Source organism: Ideonella sp. (assembly GCF_041287625.1).
Taxonomy (GTDB): domain Bacteria; phylum Pseudomonadota; class Gammaproteobacteria; order Burkholderiales; family Burkholderiaceae_C; genus Ideonella.
In genome coordinates this window covers 112,970-136,002 of sequence record NZ_JBGGNH010000015.1, presented here as the reverse complement: position 1 = coordinate 136,002, position 23,033 = coordinate 112,970, and the positions used below count along the sequence as shown (strand labels likewise).

The following is a 23,033-nucleotide window of genomic DNA, read 5'->3' as shown; positions in this document are numbered from 1 at the left end:
CCTGGCCAGGGGCCTGCCCATGCTGTTGAGCGCCATGGGTGGCATGGCCTTCTGGCCATGGCCTTTCTGGTGCCTCGGCCTGCCCTTCATGGCCCTGACGCTGATCGCGCACTCGGCGCAGCCGGCCTTGCGGCCATGGGCCCGTCGACTGGCGCATGCGGGCGCTGCGCTGTGCTTCCTGGCCCTGGTGCTGAAGCTCGGGCACCAGTTCGCCACCGCATGGCGAGCCGTGCCAACCTGGGTGCTGGTGGTGCTTCTGCTGGCCGCGCCGCTGCGCCTTCGGGGTGACGGCGCCTACGTCGCCCTGCCGCTCATGCTGGCCTGTGCCGCCGGATTGCTGGGCCGCAGCATCGCGCCTTGGCATCTCGGCGGCCCGCTGCTGAGCCTGGTCACCGCACTCGCGCTGGCGATCACCTCAGTGGACTGGCTTTTTTGGCTGGCCTGCCTGCCGCGCATACGGCGCGAGGCTGAGCGAAGGCAGGCAGAAGCTGCCGCCGCGGAGCCATCGGCGCCCGACCCGGCCGGGCCGCCGGCGGCCTTTGACCTGGACGCCCACCTGGACAGCGACCATGCCCAGGAAGGCGCGGACAAGTACAGCCGCGAATGAGTTCGGATGCCGCCGCATTGCCCGAGCAGGTCTGGCGCGAGCTGACCTCGCCCGCGCGCCTGCCCGGGCTCACGCCGGCCGGCGAGGCCATGCTGCGCCGCCTGCGCATGCACCCGGCCGCGCCGGTCTTCCGGGACTTCAGCGGCCACCGGCTCACCCCCGCCGCGCAATGGGCGCAGCGCGCGCGCCATGCCTTCCTGCGCCATGCGGGTGTGCAGCCGCGTGTGCACGGTGTGCCGCCCGCCTGGCTGTGGCCCTGGTGGCTTCGGCAGCAGGCATCGGTGGCAGCCTGGCCGGCATTCGCGGCGCTGCGCGGCGGCTGGCAGGCGCTGCCCACCACCTCGCGGGCGGACCTGCAGGCCGACCTGCCGCGCCACATCCCGCGCCATCTGCAGACGCCGAAGCTGATCTGCTTCACCACCAGCGGCACGACGGGCCACCCGATCCGCGTGCCGTCCACGCCCGCCACCGCGGCCAGCTACGCCGCGCTGCACGAGCGCGCGCTGGCGCTGCATGGCGTGCGGCTGCTGGCTGGGCGGGGCGACGTGGGCGTGGTGCTGGCCGGCTTCCAGCAGCGCTGCTTCACCTATGTCTCGGTGAACCCGCTGCGCGGCGAATGCGGGTTGGCCAAGCTCAACCTGCACCCTGCCGAATGGCGCCAGCCGGCGGACCGTGCGGCCTACCTGGATGCGATGGCGCCCGAGTTGATCTCGGGCGATCCGGTCTCGCTGGACGAACTCGCGACGCTGGCGATGCAACACCGCCCGCGCGGCTTGCTGTCCACGTCGATGGCCATGTCCGACGGGCAGCGAAACCGCCTGGCCTCGCGCTTCGGCTGCCCGGTGGTGGACGTCTATTCGATGAACGAGGCCGGGCCGATTGCCGCATTTGTCGAAGCCGCGCAAGGCTTTGTGCTGCTGCAGCCGCGGCTGTTCGTCGAGGTCCTGGACGAAGCCGGCCGCGCCGTGCCGCCAGGCGAACATGGCGAGGTCACGCTCAGCGGCGGCTTCAACCCGTGCCTGCCTCTGCTGCGCTACCGCACCGGCGACCATGCGCGGCTGGTCATGACCCGCTGGGGGCCGACGCTGCGCGACCTGCAGGGCCGGCCGCCGGTGCGCTTTCTCGCCCGCAGCGGCGCGTGGGTCAACAACGTCGAGCTGACGCAGGCGCTGCGCCGCTTCGATTTGCCACGCTACGCGCTGCACCAGGCGGCCGATGGCGCGCTGTGCCTGCGCGTGTCGGGCCGGGTCGACCCCGGGCTGGCGCCCACCGTCGCGCACCTGCTGGGCGACTGGCCCTTGGCCGTGCAGCCGCTGCAGGCCGACGACAAGGTGCGCCAATACACCAGCGAGCTGTCGCCGCCTGCCCAATGAACTTTGCCGACCTGTCGCCGCTGGAATGGGCGGCCAATCTCGTCACCGCGTTGTCGGTGCTGCTGGCTGCGCAGGCCTGTGTCGCAACCTGGCCGACCGGCATCGTCGGTTGTGCGCTGTTCGGCTGGCTGTTCTGGCAGAACCAGCTGTATGCGGACTTCACGCTGCAGCTGTTCTTCATCGCCACCAGCGCTTCGGGCTGGTGGCAATGGCAGCGCGCCGGCGGGCCTGCCGCCACCCAGCAGCGGCAGGCGCTGGCCGGCCGCAGCTTGCTGGGCATGGCGCTCGCCGGCCTCGTGGTGGCGCTGGCCTATGGCACGCTGCTGCAGCGCTTCACGCAGGCCTACGCGCCGTTCTGGGACTCCGCGGTGCTGGTGACCAGCGTCATCGCGCAGGTGCTGCTGATGCGCGGCCACCACCAGACCTGGCCGGCCTGGCTGGTGGTGAACACGCTGTCGGTGCCGCTGTACCTGAGCCGTGGGCTGTCCCTGACCGCCGGGCTCTACACGCTGTTCTGGCTCAATGCCTGGTACGGCTGGTGGCGCTGGCACCGGCTGCAGGCCCGCACCCAAGCCTTGGCATGACGAGGTTCCGGCTCGGCCTGGTGGTCGGCAAGTTCTCGCCGCTGCACCTGGGGCACGAGCTGGTGATCGCCCAGGCGCTGGCCCGCTGCGAACAGGTGCTGGTGCTGGGTTACAGCCAGCCGGTGCTGGCCGGCAGCGACCGCGCGCGGCGCGAGCGTTGGGTGCAGCAGCGCTTTCCGCAGGTGCGCAATGTGCAGCTGGACGACGAGGAGGTGCAGCGCCGCTGCCAGGCCCGCGGCCTGCCGTTCCAGCCCATGCCGCGCAACGATGCGGCCGACGCCGTGCAGCAGGCCTACCTGGCCTGGCTGCTGGCTGGCCCGCTGGACCTGCGGCCAGACGCGATGTTCGCCAGCGAGGCCTACCTGCGGCCTTGCGCCGCACTGCTGAGCCAGGCGCTCGGTCACGTCGTGGCGCCGGTGCTGGTGGACTTGGCGCGCAGGCAGCGGCCGGTCAGCGCCACGCAGATCCGTGCCGACGTGCATGCCCACCGCCATTGGCTGCACCCGCAGGTCTACCGGGACTTCGTGCAGCGCGTGGTGCTGCTCGGCGGAGAGTCCACCGGCAAGACCACGCTGGCGCAGGCGCTGGCCGAGCGGCATGAGACTCGCTGGGTGCCCGAATACGGCCGGGAGCGCTGGCTGGCCTGCGGTGGCGAACTGGCGCTGCAGGACCTGCTGGACATTGGCCGCATCCAGGCCGAGCGCGAAGACGAGGCTGCCGGCCAAGCCAACCGCCTGCTGTTCTGCGACACCTCGCCGCTGACCACGCTGGGCTACGCAGGCTGGATGTTCGGCGCCCAACCGCCGGCATTGCAGGCGCTGGCCGGGCGCCGCTACGCGCTGACGGTGCTGTGCGAGCCCGACATTGCCTTCGTGCAGGACGGCACCCGCCAGCCCGCCGGTTTCCGGCTGCAGCAGCAGGCCTGGTACGAGGCGCGCCTGGCCGAACAGGCGGGGCCGTGGCTGCGCGCCAGCGGCAGCGTCGCGCAGCGCCTGCAGCAGGTGGACGCCGCACTGGCTGCTTTGCCGGCTTGAGCCCGCTGCGCCGTCACACCGCTGCCACATTGCCTCGCTAGCCTCGCCAGGTTCTGTTGCACGGCCGCCTGGAGCCCAACCCCCATGACCACTTCCGCCACGCACGCCGCCGGCCTGCCTGCAGCGCCCAGCGCCAAACCGAAACTGGACCACAAACCCGGCCCGGTGACGGCCATCGTCTTCATCGGCCTGCTGGCCGCCGGGCTGCTGTTCACCGGCTACAGCCTGACGCGCGACGTGACCGAAGCCGGCGCGGTGGCGACGACCTGGGTGCCCTACCTGCTGCTGGGCGTGGCGCTGCTGATCGCGCTGGGCTTCGAGTTCGTCAACGGCTTCCACGACACCGCCAACGCGGTCGCCACGGTCATCTACACCCACTCACTGCCGCCCAACGTGGCGGTGGTCTGGTCGGGCTTCTTCAACTTCCTGGGCGTGCTGGTCTCCAGCGGCGCGGTGGCGTTCGGCATCATTTCGCTGCTGCCGGTGGAGCTGATCCTGCAGGTCGGTTCGGGGGCGGGCTTCGCGATGGTCTTTGCGCTGCTGATCGCGGCCATCCTGTGGAACCTGGGCACCTGGTGGCTGGGGCTGCCGGCCTCGTCGTCGCACACGCTGATCGGCTCCATCATCGGCGTGGGCGTGGCCAATGCGCTGATGCATGGCCGGGACGGCACCAGCGGCGTGGACTGGGCGCAGGCCACCAAGGTCGGCTATTCGCTGCTGCTGTCGCCGCTGGTCGGTTTCGGTTGCGCGGCGCTGCTGCTGGTGGTGCTGCGGGCGCTGGTCAAGAAGCGCGAGCTGTACGAAGAGCCCAAGGGCCAGACGCCGCCGCCGTGGTGGATCCGCGGCCTGCTGGTGCTGACCTGCACCGGCGTGTCGTTTGCGCACGGCTCGAACGATGGCCAGAAGGGCATGGGCCTGATCATGCTGATCCTGGTTGGCACGGTACCGATGGCCTATGCGCTGAACCGCGCGATGCCGGTCGAGCAAACGGTGCAGTTCACTGCGATGGCCCAGGTCACGCAGCATTCGCTGTCCGGCAACGCAGTGCTGGTGGTGCCAGCCGATGCGCGCAAGGTGCTCAGTGACTACGTGCGCACCAAGGCCTACACGCCCGAAGTCGTGCCGGCACTGGCCGAGATGGCCGGCAACATCGGCGCGCAGGTCCAGGCCCACGGCTCGCTGGCCAAGGTGCCGGCCGCCGCGGTGGCCAATGTGCGCAATGACATGTACCTCACTTCGGAGGCCATCCGCCTGCTGGACAAGTCCGGCGAGGGCAAGCTGGACGCGCAGTCCAAGGCCAACCTGAAGGCCTTCAAGAGCGGCATTGACGACGCGACCAAGTTCATCCCGCTGTGGGTCAAGGTGGCAGTGGCCATCGCGTTGGGCCTGGGCACGATGGTGGGCTGGAAGCGCATCGTCGTGACGGTGGGCGAGAAGATCGGCAAGACGCACCTGACCTATGCGCAGGGCGCGTCGGCCGAGCTGGTGGCGATGCTGACCATCGGCGCGGCCGACATCTACGGCCTGCCGGTCTCGACCACGCACGTGCTGTCGTCCGGCGTGGCCGGCACGATGGCGGCCAACCGCTCCGGCCTGCAGTGGTCCACCATCCGCAACCTGCTGATGGCCTGGGTGCTGACGATGCCGGCCGCCATCGTGCTGTCCGGCTCGCTGTACTGGCTGTTCACGCAGCTGTTCTGAAGCTCACACTCATCTTCGCAACATCCCCCAAGCATCGGTTCGTGCATGCCCGGCTGGCTGCGGTTCAGTTGGGGACGGTCCTCCTGTTGCTGCATTCGGCTTCAGAAGGCCGTGTGCCTATGACGCAGACCCTGGCAGGCCGGTGACCGTGGGCGAGCCGCGTTCGTACACGGGCGTGACGTCACGATGCGCAAGCGCCCAGGCGGCAATCTCGTCCTTGCGGGCGAACCAGACGCCAGGCTTCGAGCGCGCATAAGTCAGAAAGCGGTCGAGCACACGAACCCGATTGGCGTGGCCCGAAACTCGGTCGTGGAGTCCGATGACCATCATCCGTCGGCGGTGCGCGCCCTCCTCGTAGAGTTGATCGAATTCATCCTTGAGCGCCTGCTCGTAAGCCGCGGGGTTCCACCCCGTGAACGGGAACAACATGTCGTTCATGTGCAGGGTGTAGGGCACGGTGACGAAGTCGCCACCCTTGAGCTTGATGATGAAGGGCTGATCGGCGCTGGGCTCATCGATGTGGTACTTGAAACCCAGACTTTGAAGAATGTCGAAGGTGTGAGGTGAATTGCGGAGGTAGTAGGCGTTCCAGCCGACCGGCGTCTGGCCAGTGGCCTTGTGGATGCTTTCGACGCCGTCCATGATGAAGCGTCGCTCGGCGTCAGCGTCGAGGAAATAGCTGTTTTGCCAGGTTCGCCCATGTCCCGCTGCCTCGTGCCCGCGCTTCACGATCTCGCGCGCGAGGTCAGGCGCCTTGTCGACGGCTTGTCCGATCATGAAGGACGAAACCTTCACCTGATGCTTGTCCATCAGGTCGAGGATCCGTGGAATGCCTTCGTAGACGCCGTACTGGAACGCTCCATTGGTGGCGAGGTCGGGCAGACCTTTTTGCATCGGCTCGTCGAAGAAGCCTGGCGCGCCTGAGATTGGCTGACCTCCGGCTTCGAACATGAGCGAGAAGCTGATGGCCAGGCGCGCATTGTTGGGCCAGAACTGGCGGTTCAAGGACATGTTGTTTTCATTCGCTTCGTTGACCGACGGGTTGGCGGCGGCGACCAGCGTCGAAGCCGGACTCGAAGACGACGCGGCCGCCGCCATGCCGGCCGCAAGCAAGGTCCGTCGCTTGATCAGGAGATCTTGGTTGTTCATGGGTAGGAATCGCCAGTGGAGCGTGTGCCGATTTGCGGCGGATCGAAGATGCCGTTCCGCTGGGGCGCAGCGCGCAGCCGCGACCCGCGCGCAGTTCGAATGCTTCAAATGATCGAGCGGACCACGCCGCCGTCGACTCTCAGCGCAGAACCCGTGGTGCCGGAAGACTGCTCCGAGCTGACGTAGACCACCAGGTTGGCCACCTCTTCGGTCGTTGTGAACCGGTTGATCAGCGTCGACGGTCGCGTCGTGTTCAGGAAGTTCTGCTCAGCTTCGTTCGGGCTGATGCCCTGCTCCTTCGCGGCCGCCTCCATCCAGTTGCTCATGATTTCGGAGCGCGTGGGTCCGGGCAGGACGGAGTTGACGGTAACGCCCGTACCCTTGGCCAGTTCGGCCAACCCTCGCGACACGGCGAGCTGAGCTGTCTTGGTGACGGCGTAGTCGATCATCTCCTTGGGGACGGCAATCGCGGATTCGCTGCTGATGAACACCACCCGCCCCCAGCCTCGCCGGATCATTCCGGGCATGTAGTCCCGCGCCGCACGAACACCGCTCATGACATTGAGCTGGTAGATCTGGAGCCATTCAGCGTCGTTCTGCTCGAAGAACCCCTTTGGGTATGCCGTGCCCGCGTTGTTCACGAGGATGTCGACCTCCTTGACCTGCGCCGCCAAAGAAGCCGAGCCCGCCGCCGTGGAGACGTCGGCCACGACGCCGGTGAACTCGGCGTTCGGCAGCAGTGCACGCAGCTCATTCACAGCGGTTTCCACGCGCTCCTTGCTGCGACCGTTGATGACGACGGAAGCGCCGGCGCGGGCAAGCCCTTCGGCAATGGCTCGGCCGATGCCGGCGGTGGATCCGGTGACGAGTGCCTTGCGCGAGTTGAGTTCGATCTTCATGGGGTTCTCCTGAACGCTGTGGTAACGAGCATCCAGTGTCCTGTCGCGGCACACCCCTCTGGAAGATAGGCCAGGGGCATATCACCTATGCTTAGTTCGCATGGGGTTCGAGTTCCAAGCCATGAGACCAGCCGTTCAATCGGGCCATTGTTTGACGCGGAAGCCCTCGACCAGGAAATCGACCAACAAGCGCACCTTCGGCGCCAGGAACTTGCGTGAGGGGTAGACCGCATAGACGCCGAGTTCGAGCGCGCGGTATCCGGGCAGGACTTCCACCAGGGTTCCCGCAGCCAAATCGGGGCCTACCATGAAGGAAGGCTGGAGAATGATGCCCTGATGCTGCAGCGCCGCCGCACGGCAGGTATCGCCGCTGTTGGTGCGCATGCGCGGCGACACCTTGACCGATACGGGTCCGTCTGGGCCTGTGAACTCCCAGCTCTCTCCGGTCGATAGCAGGCTGTACGAAACGACGCTGTGCTGGGCCAGCTCCGAAGGATGTGCCGGGGCGCCGCGCTGCTGGAGGTATTCGGGTGAGGCGCAAAGGATCACGCGCGTGGAGGTGAGCTTGCGGCTGATGAGGGAAGAATTGGGTAGTCGGGCGATGCGTACCGCGAGATCGAATCCCTCCTCGACCAAGTCCACAACCCTGTCCACGAGTGTCACGTCCAAAGTAACTTTGGGGTGCAGCTTCATGAATTGGGGCCACAACGGCGCCAGGTAAATCAGCCCGAAACTAAGCGGTGCATTGACCTTAAGCGGCCCGCTGGCAGCGCCGGTTCGCGACGTGATCTCGGTTTCCGCATCGTCGATGTTGCCCAGCAACTCTGCGCATCGGATATAAAAGATTTCGCCCTCGTCGGTCAACGACAGCTTGCGCGTGGTCCTGCGAAGCAAGCGTACGCCCAGGCGGGTTTCGAGATCCCCCACGTAGCGCGAGACCGCTTGCTTGGAGAGGCCGAGCGCCTCCGCCGCATTGACGAAACTGGACGCATCGACCACGGCGGCGAAGACGCGCATCTCTTGATACTTATCCATTTGTCTCTCCGTCGCGGACAGTGCGTCGCACTGTATGGCATTTATCTTCGGGTGCACCGAGCCGTAGAGTTGGACCGTGCCGCTTGCGCTCTCCAAGCCAACGCGTCGCACGCAACCTCACCTGGGGCAAACAAATGAAGATCCTCGTCATCGGCGCGGGCAACATGGGCTCGGCTTTTGTCAAGCAACTACACGCGGCCGGCCACCAGGTCTCGATTGCTTCCAAAACGGCGGAGAAAGCCCGTGCGCTCGCGGCTTTGTACCCCGGTGTCAGCGAGGTCCTGCCACAAGGGGCGGCCGAGGGTCAGGAGGTCATCATCGTGGCGACGCCCTGCGGCGACGCGGCCGATGCGTTGCGCATGGCGGGCGACCTCGAGGGCAAGGTCGTCCTCGACATTGCGAACCCGCTGACGCTGGACTGCATGGGCCTGACGATCGGTCACAACACCAGTGCTGCCGAAGAAATCGCGCGTGCCGTACCGACAGCCACCATCGTCAAAGTCTTATGAAAAACATAAAATTGAGAGTTATTTCTCGAGTCTTCTTGTATTTGTTAATCATATTAACGATGGGCGTTGTATTGCTTGAAACCTTTTGGAAATTCGAAATTTCAAAAACAATTCACGTCGATGCGCCTGTGATCATAAAGAAAAGCATTGTGGTCAATGCGTCGGTTGATAAAGTCTGGAAGATTTTTGCTGACGTTGATCATTGGGATACATGGCAAAAGGAAATTATCGAGCCAAAACTCAATGGCAAATTTAAAGTGGGTGCAACGTTCAATTGGAAAACCAATGGCTTAACTATCACTTCTACATTGCAGACCGTCGATGTGAATAAGATGGTCGGTTGGTATGGGCCTGCGTTCGGGGCTTTTGCCATACACACTTGGTATTTTACTGAACGAGACGGGCAAACAATTATTCGAGTAGAGGAGAGCATGGAGGGCTGGTTGGTTGAAATGTTCAAAAACAAATTTCAGTCAGGCCTCGATAAATCGACAGACAATTGGCTTAACTATCTCAAAATAAAATCTGAAGCCAAGTAAATGGCTAGGCAAACGCTGAACACTCGGCTTTGGTGTCTGCCGCACCAAACCCCTCTGGAAAGTAGGCCAAGGGCATATCGCCTATGCTAAGTTCGCATGTGGTTCGAGTTCCGAGCCACGATGACCCGAGCTCTAACGGCATGGCACCCAAGCACGTCATCCAGCGGACTGACGGCCTCGATCAAAAAGGCGATGTGGCTCGGCAGACGGGCAAGCTCCTGTGGATGCAGTGCTTCGTTCGCGCGGTCGAGACTGGCAGCTTTTCCGCGACCGCACGCGAACTCGGCATCGGGCAGCCCAATGTCGGTCGACACATCGGTTCACTCGAATCCCACCTGGCCCTGCGCCTCCTGCACAGGACGACCCGCAAGCTGTCGCTGACGATCGAAGGCGAGCGCTACTACATCGAAGCCCGGCGTGCGCTAGACACCATCGACGAAGCCGAATCGGTGGCGCGGGGCGAAGACGAGCCGCGTGGCCTGCTGCGCATCAGTTGCTCGATGGTGGTCGGTCTGCTGCATGTGCAGCCCCTGATCGCGCCGCTGCTCGCGCGGTACCCCCACCTGGAAGTCGAATTGCACCTGTCCGATGAATTCGTCGACCTCGTCGCGGAACGCTTCGACTTGGCTGTGCGCGTGGGCAGCTTGAAGAGCAGCTTGCTGGTGGGAAGACAGATCGGCATTTCTGAGCGCGCCGTTTTCGCCAGCACTGAATATCTCGGCCGCCATGGCGAGCCAACCCTGCCGCGAGACTTGTTGCGGCACGATTGCATACTCAACACCCGATTGCCCAGTGGCGGTCTCTGGCCCTTCATCGGGGGCAGCATCACGGTGCAGGGCCGCTACCGCCTCAACAATCATGAGGCGATCGTGGGCGCGGTGCGTCAGGGCCTCGGTATCGGCCTCGCCCCGGTCTGGGTCTTCGAAGAGGATCTTCGCGCCGGACGCGTCAAGGCATTGCTGCCCGAACATCCACTCTCCGCCGCCGAAATCCATCTGGTGTACCCGGAGCGCAGACTCCTCGCCAAGCGGACGCGGATCTTCATGGATGCGCTTGACACGGCCTTCGCAGCCAAGGCCAGCCTGCAGCCAGGCTACCTCGACGGTCTCCGAAAGGCCGTGGCGCTGCATCGGGTCGGGCAGCGGGACATCTGAGCCCCAGAGGTGTGATGCTTGCTGGCACACCGTCATGAATGTTTGGCGGAGAACGCGACGTCCAGCTGCTTGCTCTTGAAGCCGTTGACGACACAATCAACGAAGACTCGTGTCTTGGCAGAAACGAGCCTCCGCGATGCGTAGTAGATGGAGATTGCGCCGGCCTCCGCATACCAGTCAGGGAGCAGTCGAATCAGTTCTCCGCGCTCCAATTCCGGCAGTACGTCGAACAAGGCGATCAAAGAAATGCCCAAACCAAGACGTGCGGCTTCGCGCATCGCGGCGGGATCGTCCATGACAACGTTTTCATCGAGCGTTCCCGCCATCTCGACTCCGTCCACATTGCGAAACATCCACTGGCGAACTCGTCCAGTGCCCTGTGCCCGCATGACGATGCCGCTGTATGCCGCGAGTTCTGACGGGTCGGCCGGTGGCGTGCGGCCTGCCATATAAACCGGCGAGGCCACTGCGACAATGTGGACCGGGGCCAGGGTTCGCGAGACGAAACCGGGGGCGAGGTCGAAGCCTCCGCCAATGGCAGCATCGTAATTCTCGGCGATCAGATCGACGGGACGGTTCTCGAAATGCCACTCAGGCCGAATGCGCGGGTACTCCGCCAGGAAAGGTGGCAGCAAGGGCAGTATGTGCTTGAGACCAACGGTTGGACTCATGCTGACTTTCAACACGCCTGCCGGCTCGTTGCTTTGGGCCGATGCCTGGGCAATGGCAACCTGAAGTCCCTCGAGGTTGCCATGGATTGAATCGAGGAACCGCTCGCCGACCTCCGTCAGTGCGAGTTTGCGTGTGGTTCGGTGAAACAGCCGGACGCCCAGGTTGCGTTCCAACATTGCCACGTTTCGGCTGATCGCGGCTGCTGTCAGGCCGAGCCTGCGGCCTGCCTCCGAGAAGCTGCGGCTTTCGGCCGCGCGCACGAAGGACTCGAGATTGGCCAACGACTCCATGCACCCTTCGATCTTCAACGATCACTTGAAACACAAACGCGATGGTAGCCACTTATCAAGCGGTAATCAAGCGCCTATGCTGCGTTCATTCTGATCGCTTCTCGCAAGGCTTTATGTCGAAAATCATTCGTTTTCACAAGTTGGGTGGACCCGAGGTATTGCAGTTTGAGGAGAGAGAGACTCCCGTTCCGGGCAACGGCGAAGTGCGCCTGCGAGTGGAAGCTGTGGGGCTGAATCACTCAGAAGGCGCCTATTTCAACGGCACTTATGTGGAGCAGCCAAAGCTTCCATCAAAGTTGGGATACGAGGCAGTGGGAATTGTCGAAGCGGTAGGGCATGGCGTCGATGCGGGCCTGATCGGCAAGCGTCTGGCGTCTATTCCTGGATTTTCGATGAATGACTATGGGGTCTTGGCCGAGCAGGCGATATTGCCAGTGCATGCATTGACGGAATCTCCCGCCAAACTCACACCGACCCAAGGCGCCGCCATATGGACGCGATATCTGACCGCCTACGGGGCGCTCGTGCTGTTCGGTAAAGTCCGGCGGGACGACTTCGTCATCATTCGGGCGGCCTCGAGCAGTGTGGGGACCGCCGCGATAGAGATGGTCAAGGCGGAAGGTGGAATGTCGATTGCGACCACACGGACTTCCGCCAAGCGTGCGCAATTGCTGGCACTCGGGGCCGATTTTGTGATTGCCACCGATGAGGAGGATTTGCCTGCACGGGTCGCTGAGATCACTGGCGGCAAAGGGGCACGCCTTATTCTCGATCCGGTTGGCGGGCCGGACATCGACAAATTGGCCCAAGCCGCTGCGTCTGAAGCAACGATCTTTCTTTATGGAACCCTCTCTGGTCAGCCTACGACCTATCCTGCCGCGGGATTCGGAAAGGGTTTGGCACTGCGCGCCTACGTCATGATGGAGATGTGGACGTCAGCGCAACGCATGGACGAGGCTAAAAGATATATTTACGAACGTCTGGAGGACGGTCGATTCAATCCAAAGATTGCAAGAACGTTTCCATTTTCGGATACGCGCGAAGCGTTTGCCTATCAACAGGCAGCCGAGCACGTCGGGAAGATAGTGATCACTTTTCCCAATTAGTCAGGTCGAGCGTGCTCGGATGGCATTTTCCGCGGCGTACGCGATTTACATGAAAGGCACCAAATGACATCTTCTACCAGCCCAGAGAAGACGGCAATCGAGGCAACCATCTTCGCCTATTTCGAAGCTTTGAATCATGGCGATGTCAACGCCGCGATGGGTCTGTATACCGACGATCCTGTGCAACTGCCGTTCATGCAGCCCACTGTTGTTGGCACAGAGGCTGTTCGAAAGGGTTACCAGGACCTTTTTGGACTCGTCTGCTTCCAGATGCGCACCAAGATTGCGGAAACGGTGCAGATGTCACCGCAATGGGCTTTCGTGCGTACCGAGTCCGCTGGCTCGTTGACACCGGTGAAGACGGGCCAGGCATCTCCAGCCACATTCCACGAGGTGTTTCTCCTTCGGAAGACCAGTGACGCAGAGTGGCGGATCGCCCGATATAGCTTCTCTCCGACGGCAGCTCTACCGGAATTGTGATGAGGGAGGCATCTTCTACTTGTCTCGCGTCGGCTTCAGCCCGGCCAGCTGGATGAGCCAGCGAGCGTCAGATCTGCCTGCGCAAGCAGGTGCCGCATGACGGAGGCCACCTCGGGTCACCCGCCCTTTGCTGGTGACCGACGTGACGTCCATTGCGCCTCCAAGTATTACGCGGTAATACCATCGGCGCCGGTCGGACCTGGCAAGGGTGGCTCGCGGCTGCGCCCAGTGTCAAGCGCAGGGCGCCTGTGCGGCTCAAACCAGGGGACGGGAATCCGTTCTCGCTGAGGGCGGGCCCGGACGGATTTCCGTTCGCCGCGGCTGCCGGCCGGTCTCGCCAGCGGGGGGAAGCGGCTTTGTGCCCCGCTGCGCCGGGCTGGCACGGTGTCTGCATTAGGGATGGATGGCGCAATGGCGCCGCCAATTCCGTACAAGCAGGCCAGCAGCAGATGGGCAGTCAGGACGCAGCAGGGAGGACCAGGCAGGCAGCCGTCAGCTTGTGCGCCGCCGTCGCCCTTTGCGGGCTGGCGCTGGCAAGCAATGCTGCCGCACCAGCGGCCAGCGCCGCGCCTGCCTCGCCCACGCTGTCGCGCATTGCCGAAACCGGCACCATCAACCTGGGCCACCGCGAATCGTCGGTGCCGTTTTCGTATTACGACGGCAAGCGCCAGGTGGTCGGTTACTCGCAGGACCTGATGCTGAAGGTGGCCGATGCGATCAAGGCCGAGCTGAAGCTGCCGGCACTGACGCTGAAGCTGGTGCCCGTGACCTCGCAGAACCGCCTCGCGCTGGTCCAGAACGGCACCGTGGACCTGGAATGCGGCTCGACCTCGAACACGGCCGAGCGCGGCCGGCTGGTCGCGTTTTCCACCTCCATCTTCGTCATCAGCACCCGGCTGCTGGTCAAGCGTGGCGCCGCCATCAAGGATTTCGCCGACTTGGCCGGCCGCAAGGTTGTCGTCACCTCCGGCACCACCTCGGACCGCTTGCTGCGCACCTACAACGAGTCCCGCGGCAGCCGCATCCAGATCGTCACCGCGCGCGACCATGACGACGCTTTCCAGGCCCTGGAGCAAGGCCAGGTCGAGGCGCTGATGCTGGACGACGCGCTGCTCTACGGCGAACGCGCCAAGGCCCGCCTGCCGGAGGATTGGGTCGTCACCGGCACGCCGATGTCCTCCGAGGTCTATGGCTGCATGATGCGGCGCGAGGACCCGGCGCTGAAGGCCGTGGTGGACCGCGCGTTGACCCGCTTGTTGACCAGCGGCGAGGCACTGAAGATCTACACCCGCTGGTTCCAGCGTCCCATTCCGCCGCGCGGCCAGAACCTCAACTGGCCGCCGTCCGAGCCCCTGCTCAAGCTTTACCGCCAACCCGGCGACCAGCCCCTTCCCTGAAGGCGGCCGGCCCGTGTTTCCTTTTCCGTTTCCTGACCATGATGGAGTTCTCGTGATGCTCAACAAACTCGTTTCCCCCTCGACCCGCCGCGCGCTGTTGGCTGCGGCCGCCCTGTCCGCCGTGGTCGGCAGCGTGCATGCCCAGGCCACCGACACGCTGAAGAAGATCAAGGACAGCGGCAGCGTCACGATGGGTGTGCGCGAGTCCTCCGGCGCGCTGTCGTTCACGCTGGGTGATGGCAAGTACGTCGGCTACCACATCGATATTTGCGAGAAGGTGCTGAGCGATGTGCGCAAGCAGCTGGGCCTGAGCTCGCTGGCTGTGAAGTACCAGCCTGTCACCTCGCAGAACCGCATCCCGCTGGTCCAGAACGGCACGGTGGACATCGAGTGCGGCTCCACCACCAACAACGCCACGCGCCAGAAGGACGTGGCCTTTGCCGTCACGACCTACGTGGAAGAAGTGCGCATCGCGGTGAAGGCCAGCTCCGGCATCACCAGCATCGCCCAACTGGCCGGCAAGACGATTGCCACCACCACCGGCACCACCTCGGTGCAGACGCTGCGCAAGCACGAGCGTGCCACCGGCGTGGACTTCAAGGAACTGTTCGGCAAGGACCACGCCGACAGCTTCCTGCTGCTCGAGTCGGGCCGCGCCGACGCCTTCGTGATGGACGGCCAGATCCTGGCCGGCAACATCTCCAAGGCCAAGAACCCGGCCGACTACAAGATCGTCGGCGAAGTGCTGTCGGTCGAGCCCATCGCCATCATGATGCGCAAGGACGACCCGGCCTTCAAGAAGGCCGTGGACGACAGCATCAAGGCGATGATGAAGTCCGGCGACATCGCCAAGCTCTACGACAAGTGGTTCCTGCAGCCCATTCCGCCGGCCAACACCAAGGTCGGCCTGCCCCTGTCCGAAGCGACCAAGGCGGCCTGGGCGAACCCGAACGACAAGCCGATGGAAGACTACGCGAAGAAGTGATCTGCGCTTCATGCTGAGGCGCCGTCGCTGAGCGGCGGCGCCCCTCATGACTCATCAAGGCCAGCCAGGAGGGAAGTTCGCAATGGCGACTTGGGATTGGGAGGTGTTCTGCAAGGACACCATTGAACAACAGGTGGCCCCGCGGTGCTTCGGCGCCAAGGGCGACGTCACCTACCTGGACTGGCTGCTGTCGGCCTGGGGCTGGACGCTGAGCGTTTCGGTCCTGGCGCTGATCGTGGCGCTGCTGGTCGGCTCGCTGATGGGCATCCTGCGCACCACGCCGAGCAAGGCGCTGGTGGCTTTCGGCAATGCCTGGACCGAGCTGTTCCGCAACATTCCGCTGCTGGTGCAGATCTTCCTCTGGTACCACGTGCTGCCATCGCTGATCCCGCCGCTGCGCGCGGTGCCCAGCTTCCTGCTGGTGGTCGTGGGCCTGGGCTTCTTCACCTCCGCGCGCGTGGCCGAGCAGGTTCGCGCCGGCATCCAGAGCCTGCCGAAAGGCCAGCGCTACGCCGGCCTGGCGATGGGCCTGACGCTGCCGCAGACCTACCGCTACGTGATCCTGCCGATGGCCTTCCGCATCGTCATTCCGCCGCTCACCAGCGAGAGCATGAACATCGTGAAGAACTCGTCGGTGGCCTTTGCGGTGAGCGTGGCCGAGCTGACCCAGTTCGCGATGCAGGCGCAGGAGGAAACCTCGCGCGGCATCGAGGTCTACCTCGCGGTGACCGGGTTGTACTTCGTGTCTGCCTTTGCCATCAACCGGATTGCCAAGCTGATTGAAGGCTGGATCCGCGTGCCGGGCGTCGCGGGAGGTGGGCGATGAATCTCGATTTTTCCTTCCTCAGCTGGCAGATCGTCTCCAGCTTCATTGCCAAGGGCTTCTTCTTCTCGATCCAGCTGACGCTGGTGGCGATGATCTGCGGCATTGCACTGGGCACGCTGCTGGCGTTGATGCGCCTGTCCGGCAAGCCCTGGCTGGTGTGGCCGGCGACGATCTACGTGGACACGCTGCGCTCGGTGCCGCTGGTGATGGTGATCCTGTGGTTCTTCCTGCTGATCCCGCTGCTGATCGGCCGCCCGATGGGCGCCGAGCTGTCAGCCATCATCACCTTCTCGGTGTTCGAGGCAGCGTACTACTCGGAGATCATGCGGGCCGGCATCCAGAGCGTGCCGCGTGGCCAGCAGCACGCCGGCTACGCGGTGGGCATGACCTACGCGCAGACCATGAAGCTGGTGGTGCTGCCGCAGGCCTTCCGCAACATGCTGCCGGTGCTGCTGACGCAGACCATCGTGCTGTTCCAGGACACTTCGCTGGTCTATGCGATCGGCGCCTATGACCTGCTCAAGGGCTTCGAGGTCGCCGGCAAGAACTACAACCGCCCGGTCGAGACCTACCTGGTCGCCGCGGTTGTCTACTTCGTCATCTGCTTCAGCCTGTCGATGCTTGTTCGTCGCCTGCAGAAGAAAATTGCCATCATCAGATAAGGACATGCTGTGATCGACATCAAGAACATCTCCAAGTGGTACGGCAGCTTCCAGGTGCTGACCGACTGCACGACGACGATCAAGAAGGGCGAAGTGGTGGTCGTCTGCGGGCCGTCCGGCTCGGGCAAGTCCACGCTGATCAAGACGGTGAACGCGCTGGAGCCGTTCCAGAAGGGCGACATCGTGGTCGACGGCATCAGCCTGTCGGACCCCAAGACCAACCTGCCCAAGCTGCGCAGCCGTGTGGGCATGGTGTTCCAGCATTTCGAGCTGTTCCCGCACCTGTCGGTGACCGAGAACCTGACGCTGGCGCAGATCAAGGTGCTGGGCCGCAGCAAGGACGACGCCATTGTCCGCGGCCTGAAGATGCTGGAGCGCGTGGGCCTGAGCGCCCACAAGGACAAGTTCCCCGGCCAGCTCTCCGGCGGTCAGCAGCAGCGCGTGGCGATTGCCCGAGCGCTGTCGATGGACCCGATGGTGATGCTGTTCGACGAACCCACCTCGGCGCTGGACCCGGAAATGGTCGGCGAAGTGCTGGACGTGATGGTCAAGCTGGCCGAAGAAGGCATGACGATGATGTGCGTCACGCACGAAATGGGTTTCGCCAAGAAGGTCAGCAACCGCGTGATCTTCATGGACGCCGGCAAGATCATCGAGGACTGCAAGAAGGATGACTTCTTCGGCAATGCCGAGCAGCGCTCACCGCGCGCCAAGGACTTCCTGTCGAAGATCCTGCAGCACTGACCCGCACCCACTTCCAGCCCGGTGTTTCACGGGCAGCACAGGGCCGGTGCCTCCGTCAACGGAGCACCGGCCTTTTGCTTTCCGCATCGCGCAAGTTCAGTGCAGCAGCAGGGACTGGATCCACTCCGCGGACTGGCTGAGGTCGGTGTCCACCGAGCGTGCCAGCGGCTGGTAGCGCAGTCCGATGGCCACGCGGCCGGTCCACCAGACCAGGCGGCCGGTAGGCAAAGCCACCAGGCCCGGCGTGGCCTGCTCGGGCACGCAGCACGAGGCTTCGCTGATGCCCGGCGCGGTGGCAGACGGCAGTTGCGGCGCTCGGATGTGTTGTCGGGCGCCGTCGCGGCGTTCGGCCGCCAGCGGGCTGGGGAAGATCTGTTTCTGGACTGCAATTTCGGACATGGCGCGCTCCTGAAGACAAACCCCGTGACCGCCGCGACCGCAGGCGGTCCACGAGGGCATCGTGAACATTCTTGGGAGGGGTCGCAATGGGGTTGATCATGCGGCGCAACAGATGCCCTTGATGCCAGCGTGCAGCGCACGCGCTCGTGCGGTTTGTCCTACGCTTGGGGATTGGCTTCGCGACGGAGCCGCTGTGGCCCCGGTGGGAGAATCCGCCGCATGACTGCTGCCGCGATTTCCCCTGTTTCCCCCACGCCCGCCGCCGTGGACCGCGTGACCCTGATCCGCCCGGACGACTGGCACCTGCACCTGCGCGATGGCGCGCCCATGCATGGCGTGGTGCCGGCCAGCGCGCGCCAGATGGGCCGCGCGCTGATCATGCCCAACCTGCGCCCGCCGGTGACCACCGCCGAGCAAGCCGCTGCCTACCGCGAGCGCATCCTTGGCGCCGTGCCCGCCGGGCTGGATTTCCAGCCGCTGATGTCGCTCTACCTGACCGACAACACGCCGCCCGAAGAGATCGCCAAGGCCAAGGCCGCCGGCGTGGTCGCGCTGAAGCTCTACCCGGCTGGCGCCACGACCAACAGTGATGCCGGCGTGACCGACCTGCGCAAGTCCTACAAGACGCTGGAAGCGATGCAGCGTCAAGGCCTGCTGCTGCTGGTGCACGGCGAGGTGACGGACCCGGAGGTGGACCTGTTCGACCGCGAGGCGGTGTTTGTCGAGCGCGTGATGAAGCCGCTGCGCCAGGACTTTCCCGAGCTGAAGATCGTCATGGAACACCTGACGACCAAGGAAGGTGCCGAGTACGTGGCCCAGGCCGGCAAATACACCGCCGGAACGTTCACCGCGCACCACCTGCTCTACAACCGCAACGCCATCTTCCTCGGCGGCCTGCGCCCGCACTACTACTGCCTGCCGGTGCTCAAACGCGAAGTGCACCGTCAGGCATTGGTCGCAGCGGCGACCTCCGGCTCGGACCGCTTTTTCCTCGGCACCGACAGCGCGCCGCACGCTTCTGTGATGAAGGAAGCCTCGGTCTGCGGCGCCGGCTGCTTCACCGCGCTGAGCGCGCTGGAGCTGTACGCCGAAGCCTTCGACAACGCCGGTGCGCTGGACAAGCTCGAAGGCTTTGCCAGCCTGCACGGCCCGGCCTTCTACGGCCTGCCGCCCAACCGCGGCACCGTGACGCTGGTGCGCGAGACATGGACCCTGCCCGAAGCCATTCCCTTCGGCGACGCCCAGCTCAAGCCCTTGCGTGGTGGCGAAACCGTGGCCTGGCGCCTGATCGACTGAGCCCCATGCCACCGTTTCAAGGTTTTGCGCGCGCCCGCACCCCGGCGCTGCTTGTTTCGCTGGCCTTGGCCTTTTCGACCTGGGCCGCAGACGCGCCGCCTGCGGCCGACAAGCCGCCCGCCTGGAATGTCAACCAGCCGCCCGGCCCGGCCAAGACGGTGAAGCTGGACACGCGCACCGGCACCTGGATGAGCGTGGACATCAGCCCGGACGGCCAGACCCTGGTCTTCGACCTGCTGGGCGACCTCTACCTGCTGCCGGTGGCCGGCGGCGAGGCCAGGCCGCTCACGCATTCCATGGCCTGGGAGCAGCAGGCCCGTTTCTCACCGGACGGCAAGCAGATCGCCTACGTCAGCGACGCTGGCGGCGGCGACAACATCTGGGTCATGAACGTGGACGGCAGCGGCGCCCGCGCCATCACCAAGGAAGACTACCGGCTGCTGAACAACCCGGTCTGGCACCCGAACGGCCAGTACATCGCCGCGCGCAAGCACTTCACCGGCACCCGCTCGCTGGGCTCGGGCGAGATCTGGCTGTACCACGTGAACGGTGGCAAGGGCCTGCAGCTCAACGAGAAGCCGAACTGGCAGAAGGACCGCGGCGAACCGGCTCTGTCGCCCGACGGCAACTTCCTCTACTACTCGCAGGACAGCACGCCCGGCACCAGCTTCGAATACAACAAGGACGCCAACGGCGACATCTTCCGCATCTACCGCCAGGACCTGCGCGATGGCAGCACCGAGACGCTGGTGCGCGGCCCCGGCGGCGCGGTGCGCCCCACGCCGTCACCGGACGGCCAGTGGCTGGCCTTCGTGCGCCGCGTGCGCAACCAGAGCACGCTGTTCCTGAAGAACCTGCGCACCGGGGAGGAACGTGCCGCATGGAGCCACCTGGACCGCGACCTGCAGGAAGCCTGGTCGGTCTACGGCGTGTATCCGGCATTCGCGTGGACGCATGATGCCAAGCAGATCGTCGTCTGGGCTCAGGGCAAGCTGTGGCGCGTGGACCCGTTCAAGGGCAGCGCCACCGAAATCCCGTTCCATGTGCAGGACACGCGCGAGGTGCGCGAGGCGCGGCGCGAGCCGCAGGTCGTCGCGCCGGACAGCTTCCCGGTGCACCAGCTGCGCTGGGTCAACGTGTCGCCGGACGGCAGCCGCGTCGTCTATTCCGCTTTGGGGCACCTCTATGAAAGGCGCCTGCCGGACGGCACGCCGCGCCGGCTGACGAAGCAGGACGAGCGCTTCGAGTTTTTCCCCAGCTTCTCGCGCGACGGCAAGCAGCTGGTCTTCACCAGCTGGACCGACGCGCAGCTGGCTCAGGTCCGCACGCTGGACCTGGCCAGCGGCCAGGAAACCGTGCTCACACCCGAACCCGGCCACTACCTCGCGCCGCGCTTCTCGCCGGACGGCAAACGCGTGGCCTACAGCAAGGTGCGCGGCGGCTACCTCAGCTCGCCCTGGCATGCGCTGGACACCGGCATCTACCTGGCCGACGCCGATGGCCGCGGCACGCCGCAGCGCGTGGTGAAAGACGGCGAAGCGCCGCAGTTCGGCGCCAGCAGCGACGCGCTGTTTTTCACACGCGATGTCAGCACCAGCGAGGTCGACACGCAGCACAAGCTGATGCGCCTCAACCTGGCGGATCGGGTGGAAACGGAAGTCGCGCACAGTGAGTTCGCCTCCGAATTTGCCGTCTCGCCCGACGGCCAGTGGCTGGGTTTTGTCGAGCGCTTCCACGCCTACGTGGCACCGCTGCCGCTGACCGGCAAGCCGATTGCCGTCGGCCCGAAGATGGACGGCCTGCCGGTGCGCCAACTGGACGTGAACGCCGGTGAATACATGCACTGGAGCGGAGACAGCCAGCGCCTGCACGTGGCCATTGGCGGCGAGCTGTTCACCACCGCGCTGAGCGCCGCGTTTGCGCCCGGCACCGAAGAAAAGCCAGGCTACAAGCCGCCCGAGCATGGCCAGAAGATCGGCTTCATGCAGGCGGCCGAAAAGCCTGCCGGCCGCATTGCCATCACCGGCGCACGCATCGTCACGATGCGTGGTGACGAGGTGATCGAGGACGGCACGGTGCTGGTCGAAGGCAACCGCATCGTCGCGGTCGGCCCGCGCGCTGCGGTCACCATTCCGGCGGACGCGAAACAAATCGACGCACGCGGCAAGACCGTGATCCCCGGCCTCGTCGACGTGCACTGGCATGGCGGCATGGGCGAAAGCGGCGTGATCCCGCAGCAGAGCTGGGTCAACTTCGCTTCGCTGGCCTTTGGCGTGACGACCATCCACGACCCATCGAACGACAACGGCGAGATCTTCACCCAGTCCGAGCTGCAGCGCGCCGGCCTGGTCGTCGGCCCGCGCATCTTCTCCACCGGCACCATCCTCTACGGCGCCAAGGCCGACCAGACGGCGGTGGTCGACAGCCTGGACGATGCGCTGACGCACCTCAAGCGCCAGCAGGCCGAAGGCGCGATCAGCGTCAAGAGTTATCAGCAGCCACGCCGCGAGCAGCGCCAGCAGGTGATCGAAGCCGCGCGGCAGACCGGCATGATGGTGGTGCCCGAAGGCGGCTCGCTGTTCGAGATGAACATGAGCATGGTGATCGATGGCCACACCGGCATCGAGCACGCGGTGCCGGTGGACAGGGTCTACGACGACGTCAAGCAGCTCTGGTCGCAGACGGCGGTGGGCTACACGCCCACGCTGAACGTGGCCTACGGCGGGCTGGACGGCGAGCACTACTGGTACGACCGCACGGAAGTCTGGAAGCACCCGCTGCTGACGCGCTACGTGCCGCCCTCGGTGCTGGTACCGCGCAGCGTGCGCCGGCCGACCGCACCTGACGAAGACTACAACGTGATCCGGGCTGCGCGCACCGCCACCGAGCTGTCACGTGCCGGCGTGGGCGTGCAGATCGGTGCGCACGGCCAGCGCGAGGGCCTGGGCGCGCACTGGGAAATGTGGATGTTCGCGCTGGGCGGCATGCAGCCGCTGGAGGCCATTCGCGCCGCCACGCTGACGCCCGCGCGCTACCTCGGCATGGACCACGACATCGGCTCGCTGGACACCGGCAAGCTGGCCGACCTGGTGATCATCGACGGCAACCCGGTGGCCGACATCCGGCAAAGCGACCGCGTCTTGCAGGTGATGCAGAACGGCCGGCTCTATGACGCAGCCACGCTGAACGAAGTCGCCCCGCGCCAGAAGGCCCGCGCCCCGCTGTTCTTCGCCGGGCAGCAAGGGGCCGCGATGCCGGTGACGCTGCAGGGCCATGGGGCGGATCAGGACTGAGGGCGAGGGGCGGTAACGCTCGCGGAATGTCAGCTCGGACTTGCCTGACGTGATGGCTGTTCATGGTTTGCCCAGTCACGGCGGTGCCACGAATAAATGGGGTCAGAGTCAATTTATCTTGAGATACCTCAAAGCAAGGGCACGGTCCTGTCCGGATAAATTGACTCTGACCCCATTTATTCGCGCTCAACCTCGGCGCCGCGGCAAGCCCAACATCCAACGCTGAGCCTCCGAAGCAATCGCCCCGCCAGTTGCAGCGGCTCCGGTGTGATCCGGGACCGCCGCCACTGGCGGGGCAA

22 protein-coding genes are annotated in these 23,033 nt (G+C 64.9%); 17 read left to right on the top strand and 5 right to left on the bottom strand.

Going from position 1 to position 23,033, the window contains the following annotated elements; all coding sequences use genetic code 11:
• The first annotated feature begins 19 nt into the window (after positions 1-19).
• The 5 genes from ACAH41_RS04875 (at position 20) to ACAH41_RS04855 (ending at position 5,299) form a co-directional block, all read left to right on the top strand.
• Positions 20-607 carry a hypothetical protein gene (locus ACAH41_RS04875; protein ID WP_325655728.1) on the top strand — a complete coding sequence of 196 codons (588 nt, stop codon included), beginning with the start codon at positions 20-22 and terminating at the stop codon, positions 605-607.
• Positions 604-1,980 carry an AMP-binding protein gene (locus ACAH41_RS04870; protein WP_325655729.1) on the top strand — a complete coding sequence of 459 codons (1,377 nt, stop codon included), beginning with the start codon at positions 604-606 and terminating at the stop codon, positions 1,978-1,980. Before ACAH41_RS04875 ends, ACAH41_RS04870 begins: the two co-directional genes overlap by 4 nt.
• Positions 1,977-2,564 (top strand): nicotinamide riboside transporter PnuC, encoded by a 588-nt coding sequence (gene pnuC, locus ACAH41_RS04865; RefSeq protein ID WP_325655730.1) that lies wholly within the window; start codon positions 1,977-1,979, stop codon positions 2,562-2,564. Before ACAH41_RS04870 ends, pnuC begins: the two co-directional genes overlap by 4 nt.
• Positions 2,561-3,598: an AAA family ATPase gene (locus ACAH41_RS04860; protein WP_325655731.1), complete on the top strand. Its 1,038-nt coding sequence runs from the start codon at positions 2,561-2,563 to the stop codon at positions 3,596-3,598. Before pnuC ends, ACAH41_RS04860 begins: the two co-directional genes overlap by 4 nt.
• A gap of 84 nt (positions 3,599-3,682) precedes the next feature.
• Positions 3,683-5,299 (top strand): inorganic phosphate transporter, encoded by a 1,617-nt coding sequence (locus tag ACAH41_RS04855; protein ID WP_325655732.1) that lies wholly within the window; start codon positions 3,683-3,685, stop codon positions 5,297-5,299.
• A gap of 117 nt (positions 5,300-5,416) precedes the next feature.
• Here the strand turns inward: ACAH41_RS04855 and ACAH41_RS04850 are convergent, their stop codons facing one another.
• The 3 genes from ACAH41_RS04850 to ACAH41_RS04840 form a co-directional block, all read right to left on the bottom strand.
• Positions 5,417-6,448 carry a polysaccharide deacetylase family protein gene (locus ACAH41_RS04850; protein ID WP_325655733.1) on the bottom strand — a complete coding sequence of 344 codons (1,032 nt, stop codon included), beginning with the start codon at positions 6,446-6,448 and terminating at the stop codon, positions 5,417-5,419.
• A gap of 104 nt (positions 6,449-6,552) precedes the next feature.
• A complete protein-coding gene (locus tag ACAH41_RS04845) occupies positions 6,553-7,347 on the bottom strand; it encodes an SDR family NAD(P)-dependent oxidoreductase (RefSeq protein ID WP_325655734.1) in 795 nt (264 codons plus the stop codon).
• A 135-nt stretch (positions 7,348-7,482) separates the two neighbouring features.
• Entirely contained in the window at positions 7,483-8,382 is a 900-nt protein-coding gene (locus ACAH41_RS04840) for a LysR family transcriptional regulator (protein WP_325655735.1), read from the bottom strand.
• Between the two features lie 134 nt (positions 8,383-8,516).
• Between ACAH41_RS04840 and ACAH41_RS04835 the strand changes: the two genes are divergently transcribed.
• The 3 genes from ACAH41_RS04835 (at position 8,517) to ACAH41_RS04825 (ending at position 10,584) form a co-directional block, all read left to right on the top strand.
• Positions 8,517-8,891, top strand: a complete 375-nt coding sequence (locus ACAH41_RS04835) for an NAD(P)-binding domain-containing protein (protein WP_325655736.1) — start codon at positions 8,517-8,519, stop codon at positions 8,889-8,891.
• Positions 8,892-8,950: 59 nt separating this feature from the next.
• A complete protein-coding gene (locus tag ACAH41_RS04830; protein WP_325655737.1) occupies positions 8,951-9,430 on the top strand; it encodes an SRPBCC family protein in 480 nt (159 codons plus the stop codon).
• A 140-nt stretch (positions 9,431-9,570) separates the two neighbouring features.
• Positions 9,571-10,584: a LysR family transcriptional regulator gene (locus ACAH41_RS04825; protein ID WP_325655738.1), complete on the top strand. Its 1,014-nt coding sequence runs from the start codon at positions 9,571-9,573 to the stop codon at positions 10,582-10,584.
• 32 nt (positions 10,585-10,616) lie between these two features.
• Here ACAH41_RS04825 and ACAH41_RS04820 read toward each other — a convergent pair whose 3' ends face one another.
• Positions 10,617-11,546, bottom strand: a complete 930-nt coding sequence (locus ACAH41_RS04820; RefSeq protein WP_325655739.1) for a LysR substrate-binding domain-containing protein — start codon at positions 11,544-11,546, stop codon at positions 10,617-10,619.
• Positions 11,547-11,587: 41 nt separating this feature from the next.
• Between ACAH41_RS04820 and ACAH41_RS04815 the strand changes: the two genes are divergently transcribed.
• The 7 genes from ACAH41_RS04815 (at position 11,588) to ACAH41_RS04785 (ending at position 17,746) form a co-directional block, all read left to right on the top strand.
• Positions 11,588-12,652 carry a zinc-dependent alcohol dehydrogenase family protein gene (locus ACAH41_RS04815; RefSeq protein ID WP_325655740.1) on the top strand — a complete coding sequence of 355 codons (1,065 nt, stop codon included), beginning with the start codon at positions 11,588-11,590 and terminating at the stop codon, positions 12,650-12,652.
• 63 nt (positions 12,653-12,715) lie between these two features.
• Positions 12,716-13,132 (top strand): nuclear transport factor 2 family protein, encoded by a 417-nt coding sequence (locus ACAH41_RS04810; RefSeq protein WP_325655741.1) that lies wholly within the window; start codon positions 12,716-12,718, stop codon positions 13,130-13,132.
• A gap of 497 nt (positions 13,133-13,629) precedes the next feature.
• A complete protein-coding gene (locus ACAH41_RS04805) occupies positions 13,630-14,529 on the top strand; it encodes a transporter substrate-binding domain-containing protein (RefSeq protein WP_325655742.1) in 900 nt (299 codons plus the stop codon).
• A gap of 55 nt (positions 14,530-14,584) precedes the next feature.
• On the top strand, positions 14,585-15,514 hold the full coding sequence (locus ACAH41_RS04800; RefSeq protein WP_325655743.1) for an amino acid ABC transporter substrate-binding protein: 930 nt from the start codon (positions 14,585-14,587) through the stop codon (positions 15,512-15,514).
• 82 nt (positions 15,515-15,596) lie between these two features.
• A complete protein-coding gene (locus ACAH41_RS04795) occupies positions 15,597-16,340 on the top strand; it encodes an amino acid ABC transporter permease (RefSeq protein WP_325655744.1) in 744 nt (247 codons plus the stop codon).
• Positions 16,337-17,002, top strand: a complete 666-nt coding sequence (locus ACAH41_RS04790) for an amino acid ABC transporter permease (RefSeq protein WP_325655745.1) — start codon at positions 16,337-16,339, stop codon at positions 17,000-17,002. Before ACAH41_RS04795 ends, ACAH41_RS04790 begins: the two co-directional genes overlap by 4 nt.
• 9 nt (positions 17,003-17,011) lie before the next feature.
• Complete coding sequence (locus ACAH41_RS04785) at positions 17,012-17,746, top strand: amino acid ABC transporter ATP-binding protein (protein WP_325655746.1); 735 nt, start codon at positions 17,012-17,014, stop codon at positions 17,744-17,746.
• A gap of 96 nt (positions 17,747-17,842) precedes the next feature.
• On the opposite strand, the gene ACAH41_RS04780 is transcribed toward ACAH41_RS04785, so the two are convergent.
• Positions 17,843-18,145, bottom strand: a complete 303-nt coding sequence (locus tag ACAH41_RS04780) for a hypothetical protein (protein WP_325655747.1) — start codon at positions 18,143-18,145, stop codon at positions 17,843-17,845.
• Between the two features lie 219 nt (positions 18,146-18,364).
• Between ACAH41_RS04780 and pyrC the strand changes: the two genes are divergently transcribed.
• Entirely contained in the window at positions 18,365-19,441 is a 1,077-nt protein-coding gene (pyrC, locus tag ACAH41_RS04775) for a dihydroorotase (RefSeq protein WP_325655748.1), read from the top strand.
• 5 nt (positions 19,442-19,446) lie between these two features.
• Entirely contained in the window at positions 19,447-22,734 is a 3,288-nt protein-coding gene (locus ACAH41_RS04770; RefSeq protein WP_325655749.1) for an amidohydrolase family protein, read from the top strand.
• Positions 22,735-23,033 lie beyond the last annotated feature (299 nt).